Origin of the sequence: Bradyrhizobium sp., from assembly GCF_052389815.1 — a bacterium.
Classification (GTDB): Bacteria; Pseudomonadota; Alphaproteobacteria; order Rhizobiales; family Xanthobacteraceae; genus Bradyrhizobium.
In genome coordinates, this window is the sequence record NZ_JBQTHN010000193.1 from 1 (window position 1) to 5157 (window position 5157).

The window sequence follows — 5157 nt, forward strand, 5'->3', positions numbered from 1 at the left end:
TCCATTAGAATGGCGGGCACGCGTCCAAGCAAGGACAAAAGTCTCAACCCTTCGACCGGTGAAAAAGCGCTCGCGCGCGGCTTTTGCGCAGCAGCGCCGATCGGTCGGAGTTGCTCAGATCAGCCGCCGGTAAACGTTCGCGATCGCCGCGGCTTCCGCCTCGAGGCTGAATTTTTCCAGCACGCGCGCCCTCGCCCTCTTCCCCATCGCCGCGGCGCGCGCCGGGTCTTGCATCAGGGGTTCGAGGGCCGCCGCCAGCGCATCGGGATCGCCAGCCGGCGTCAGCACGCCGGTGACGCCGTCCTCGACGACGAATTCGGCCGCACCGGCCCGCGCGGCGACCAGCGCGCTACCTGCCGACATCGCCTCGATCAGCGTCAGCCCGAAACCTTCGTTGCGCGAGGTGAAGGCGTAGATCGTCAGCCGCTTGTACCAGCGCTGCACCTCTTCGATTGCAAGCTCGCCGGTGATGACGATGCGTGACTGCAGGCCCGCCGCCTCGATGCGCCGCTTCAGTCCGTTGGCAAAGACCTGCTGCTCCGGCACGATCGCGCCGACCATGACGGCGGTGAAATCGGGATAGCGCGGCAACAGCCGGCACATCGCCTCGACGAACACGTCGCTGCCCTTCTGCGCACGCACCCGGCCGAAGCAGCCGATGGCGTAGCGGCCGGGAAGCCCGCTTTCGGCGAATGCCGCCGCGCGGCTCTCGGGCGGCGCATACACCGCGGTATCGACACCGTGCATCACGACGCCGGCCTCGCGCTTGAGGAAAGATGCCGAGAGCTCGCTGGTGGCGATGATCGCATCCATCTGCCGGATCAGCCAGCGCGTGATCCAGCTGTGATGCCGCTGCGCCGCCGAAGTGAACACCAGCTTCAAAGGCCAGCCGAGCGCGCGCAGCAAGACGCCGGCGATCATCTCGTCGTTGCGGCGCGCGTGCCAGATCAGCGGCGCCCGGCGACGCCGCAGCTTCAGCAAACCCGCAAGTCCGATTGCCGCGATGCCCTCGGGCGCATCCGGACCGAGCCAGGCCGCGCGGAACATCTTCGCCAGTTTCGGCGCCACCATGCGGTTGGTGGCGGTCACGCCCGAATAGCGCCTGTGCAGGTTTGGCACGATCAGCTGCAGATCGGCGGGCGGATTGGTCTCGATCGGCACGTCGGGCTCCGTTTAGCCGCCCTCCTATACGCAACATTAAGCATAGTGACCAGTTAGGGCGCGCCGAAACCCCCTTTTCACCGCACTGCCATTAGCATCGCCGCTCCAAAAACAAGGAGAGGCAAAGCCCATGACCGTGCTCGTCACCGGAGGCGCCGGCTATATCGGCAGCCATATGGTCCTCGCGCTGGCGGAAGCCGGCGAGAGCGTCGTCGTGATCGACAATCTCTCCACCGGCTTTTCCGCCTTCCTGCCCGAGGGCGTGCCGCTGTTCATCGGCGATGCCGGCGACGAAAACCTCGTCGAGGGCGTGATCGAGCAGCACAGCGTCGACAGCATCATTCATTTCGCCGGCTCCGTCGTGGTTCCGGATTCCATGCGCGACCCGCTCGGCTATTACCGCAACAACACCTTCACGACGCGCAACCTGCTCAATGCGGCGGTCAAGAGCGGCATCAACCGCTTCATCTTTTCGTCGACCGCGGCGGTGTACGGCAATCCCGACCAGGTGCCGGTGCCGGAGACCGCGCCGACGCGACCGCTGTCGCCCTACGGCTTCTCCAAGCTGATGAGCGAAATCATGCTGCACGACGTCGCTTCCGCGCATGGCATGAAATACGCCGTGCTGCGCTACTTCAACGTCGCCGGCGCCGACCCGCAGGGACGCGTCGGGCTCGCCACCGCCGGCGCCACGCATCTGCTCAAGATCGCGGTCGAGGCCGCCACCGGCCAGCGCGCCAAGATCGACGTGTTCGGCACCGACTATCCGACGCCGGACGGCAGCTGCATCCGCGACTTCATCCACGTCAGCGATCTTGCCGAGGCGCACCGCGCCGCGCTGTCGTACCTGCGCGGCAGCGGCGACTCCGTGACGCTGAACTGCGGCTATGGCCGCGGCTATTCGGTGCTGGAGACCATCGAGGCGGTGCGACGCATCTCGGGCCGCAACTTCGCGGTTCAATATGCGGCGCGCCGGCCCGGCGACATCATGACCATGGTGGCCGACACCGGCCGCTTGCGCGCGCTGTTCGACTGGACGCCGCGATACGAGGATCTCGACACCATCGCGACCCACGCGCTGGCCTGGGAAGAGAAGCTGTTGCGCGAGCGCGGCGGGCTGGCCGAACAGGCGCAATCGGCCTGAAATTGCGCCCTTATTTGGCTTGATAAACCGCGATTTAGCGGGCAAGACACCGCAAGCTGCGGCGCGCCGGACTTCCGGCCGCCAATGGAACGCGGATGGCCGAATTTCCCGGAAAATCGCCAAGGAAAATCACCGACGACCCCTATGGGGCTGCGGTCCTGATTCGTCGCCTGGTGATGGAACAGGGCATCGTCTTCTGGCGGCGCTATCTCACCGCGTTCGCGCTGATGGCCGTTGCCGCCGGCGCCACGGCGACCGCCACCTATGTGCTGGGACAGGTGATCAACCAGGCCTATGTCGACAAGAACGTCGCCGGCATCGCCATGCTGTCAGGCGTCACGGTGCTGCTGCTGTTCGTCAAGGGCGTGACGACCTATGGCCACATGGTCATCCTCTCGAAGATCAGCAACGCCATTCTCGCCAATAATCAGCGGGCGCTGTTCGCCAAGCTGATGAACGAGAGCATCGGCTTCTTCTCGACGCGGCATTCCTCGGAATTCCTGGCGCGGCTGACGGCCGGCGCCAAGTCCATCACCGACGTGCTCAACATGCTGATCAACGCCATCGGCCGCGATCTGTTGATGCTGCTCAGCCTGCTCGGGGTGATGATCTGGCAGGATCCGCTGATGTCGCTGCTGGGCCTCGTCGTAGTGCCGCCGGCGATGCTGGTCATGCGCAAGCTCGTCAAACGCATCAAGGGCCTCGCCCACAACCAGTTCACCGGCACCGCCGATATTCTCGAGACCATGCAGGAATCGCTGCAGGGCATCCGCACCGTCAAGGCGTTCACGCTGGAAGGCGCGATGCAGCATCGCATCGACGAGAACATCGCCGCCGTCGAGCGCAACGCCAACAAGATGGCGCGCGTCGCCAACCGTTCCAACCCGCTGATGGAGATGCTCGGCGGCTTCGCCGTCGCCGGCTGCCTGCTCTACGGCGGCTACAGCGTGGTTGCGCTGGGCGCGACGCCCGGCCAGTTCTTCTCCTTCATGTCGGCCTTCCTGCTCGCCACCGAGCCGGCCAAGCGGCTGGCGCGGCTCAACATCGACCTCAACAGCCAGCTGGTGGGTGCGCGGATGCTGCTGGAAGTCGTCGACAGCCCGGCCAGCGAGAAGGCCGACGACGACAAGCCGGCGCTGAAGCTTTCCGCTGCGCGGATCGAGCTCAGCGACGTCAGCTTCGCCTACCGCGAGGGCGAGACCGTGCTGAACCGCATGAGCTTCGTGGCCGAGCCCGGCAAGGTCACCGCGCTGGTCGGCCCCTCCGGCGGCGGCAAGTCGACGGTGCTGGCGCTGGTGCTGCGCTTCCATGAAGTGACCGACGGCGCCATCCTGATCGACGGGCAATCGATCTCGTCCGTGTCGCGCAGGTCGCTGCGACAGCAGACCGCCTATGTCGGCCAGGACGTCTATCTGTTCCGCGACTCGATCCGCGCCAATATCGCCTTCGGCAAGATCGGCGCCACCGAGGACGAGATCGTCGCCGCGGCCAAGGCCGCCTGCGCGCACGACTTCATCATGAGCTTCCCGCTCGGCTACGACACGCCGGTCGGCGAGCACGGCACGCAGCTGTCCGGCGGCCAGCGCCAGCGCATCGCAGTGGCGCGCGCCCTGATCCGCAACGCGCCGATCATCCTGCTCGATGAGGCCACCGCCGCGCTCGACTCCGAATCCGAGAAACAGGTGCAGGAGGCGATCGAGCATCTCTGCCGAAACCGCACCACCATCGTGATCGCGCACCGCCTGCACACCATCACCCATGCCGACGCCATCCTGGTGGTCGAGGGCGGCGAGATCGTCGAGCGCGGCCAGCACGACGAGCTGCTGCGCCGCGGCGGCCGCTACGCCTCCTTCTTCCGCCTGCAACACCGCGATCCCGGCGAGCCTCGTCTGGCGCCGGTCGGCGCAACCGCGTAAAGACTATCCCGCTTTTCGTTCCGCAACCCCGAGACAATCATGAACGCCACCTCGTACGTCATTCCCGCACCACCCCAAGCTTCCCTTCCCGTGGTCGGGGAGACCGGGACCTATCCGGTCCGCCGCATCTGGTGCGTCGGCCGCAACTATCTCGAGCACATCCGCGAGATGGGCAATGACGAGCGCGCCCCGCCGTTCTTCTTCGCCAAGCATGCCGACATGCTGGTGCCCGACGGCGCCACCATCCCCTATCCGCCGCTGACCAAGGATCTGCATCACGAGGTCGAGCTGATCGTCGCGATGAAGAGCGGCGGCCTCAACATCCCCGCCGACAAGGCGCTCGACCATGTCTACGGCTATGCCGTCGGCATCGACCTCACCCGCCGCGACCTGCAGCTGGCCTCGCGCAAGAAGGAGCGGCCGTGGGAGGTCGGAAAATCCTTCGACTATTCCGCGCCCTGCTCCGCGATCCAGCCGGCCTCGAAGATCGGCCACCCGGTCAATGGCAAGATCTGGCTGACGGTGAACGGCAAGGAGACGCAGAAGGGCGACCTCACCGAGCTGATCTGGAACGTACCGGAGATCATCTGGCAGTTGTCGCAGCAGGTGAAGCTCGCCGCCGGCGACATCATCATGACGGGCACGCCGGCCGGCGTCTCGCAGCTGCAGCCCGGCGACAAGATCGAATGCGGCGTCGACGGCGTCGGCACGCTGAAGGTCAACATCGGCAAGCCAGAGTAGGCCGCATTTGTTGATCGGTAGGGCGGATTAGTACTACTGAGTCAAGCGGTCGCAGTCTTTGGGGCTTCGAATCAAGTAATTGAGGAGATTCACTATTTGGCACGTGGAGGGCCAGATGAATCTCGATCAGAGCGAAGCACGGTTTGCGGAGTATGTCGCGGGGCTTGGGAGCGTGATCGGTCACGCGGAACGGAC

Annotated in this window: 4 protein-coding genes; 3 read left to right on the plus strand and 1 reads right to left on the minus strand. The window is 65.6% G+C overall.

All coding sequences use genetic code 11. The features are described from left to right. Positions 1-114: 114 nt before the first annotated feature. Complete coding sequence (locus ACT4OC_RS27175; RefSeq protein WP_444842136.1) at positions 115-1161, minus strand: glycosyltransferase family 4 protein; 1047 nt, start codon at positions 1159-1161, stop codon at positions 115-117. A 130-nt stretch (positions 1162-1291) separates the two neighbouring features. Between ACT4OC_RS27175 and galE the strand changes: the two genes are divergently transcribed. The 3 genes from galE to ACT4OC_RS27190 all read left to right on the plus strand — a co-directional run bounded on the left by galE (position 1292) and on the right by ACT4OC_RS27190 (position 4962). After that, entirely contained in the window at positions 1292-2305 is a 1014-nt protein-coding gene (galE, locus tag ACT4OC_RS27180; RefSeq protein ID WP_444842137.1) for a UDP-glucose 4-epimerase GalE, read from the plus strand. Positions 2306-2400: 95 nt separating this feature from the next. Then, a complete protein-coding gene (locus ACT4OC_RS27185) occupies positions 2401-4221 on the plus strand; it encodes an ABC transporter ATP-binding protein (RefSeq protein ID WP_444842138.1) in 1821 nt (606 codons plus the stop codon). Between the two features lie 39 nt (positions 4222-4260). Beyond that, a complete protein-coding gene (locus tag ACT4OC_RS27190) occupies positions 4261-4962 on the plus strand; it encodes a fumarylacetoacetate hydrolase family protein (protein WP_444842139.1) in 702 nt (233 codons plus the stop codon). The last annotated feature ends 195 nt before the right edge of the window (positions 4963-5157 follow it).